Source organism: Streptomyces hainanensis, assembly GCF_004348415.1.
Classification (GTDB): domain Bacteria; phylum Actinomycetota; class Actinomycetes; order Streptomycetales; family Streptomycetaceae; genus Streptomyces; species Streptomyces hainanensis.
Window position 1 is genome coordinate 1 of record NZ_SMKI01000896.1, and the last position, 761, is coordinate 761.

Below are 761 nucleotides of genomic sequence, written 5' to 3' on the forward strand. Positions count from 1 at the left end.
ACCCCCGCCCCCGTGCCGGCCCGGCCGGGTCCCGCGGCGCTCGCGGCACTGGTGGCCGAGGCACGGGAACGCCACCCCGGCGCGGAGCCGTACGTCCTCTGCTGGGGCTCGGTCGACGCCGGGACCGGCGTGCGGGCACACCGCGCGGCGGAGTCCGTGGGGTGGCCAGGCACCGTGGCGGTCGCCGCGCTCCTGGAGCTGCGTCAGGACCCGCACGCCGCCCGGCCGATGCTCGACTCGTTGCTCGACGCCGCGCGTTCCCGGGACGCGGACCGCCCGGGCCCCGGCCCGCTCGCGTGGTCACGCCCGGCCGCGGGCGCGGCGCACGCGCCGGCCCCGCGCGCCCCGCGGGCGTTCGATCAGATGGCGCTCGGCTCGTTCAACGAGAAGCTGGTCATCGAGACCATCCGGGAGGCGCGCGCGCTCAGCCGGGTGGAGATCGCCGAGCGCACCGGGCTCACGCCCCAGGCCGTCTCCCGGATCGCCCGCAACCTCCTGGCCTCCGGCCTCCTCGTGGAGGACGCGCACCAGCCGGGCCACAAGGGCAAGCCCCGCGTGCCGCTGCGACTGCGCGCCGACGCCGCGTGCGCCGTGGGCATCCACCTCGACCCGGAGATGGTGACCCAGGTGGTGGTCGACCTCTGCGGCGAGGTGCTCGACCAGCGCCGGCTGCCGCTGCACGGGAACTCCGAGCCGGAGTGGGTGATCGACGCGGTGGCGCGGCTGGCGCGCGAGGCGGTGGCCGCCCGCCGCCCCTCCCC

At 78.4% G+C, this 761-nt stretch carries 1 protein-coding gene; it reads left to right on the forward strand.

All coding sequences use genetic code 11. The features are described from left to right. Nucleotides 1-761, forward strand: a 761-nt coding sequence (locus E1283_RS36700; protein WP_132822449.1) for a MarR family transcriptional regulator, incomplete at both ends; no start/stop codon positions are given.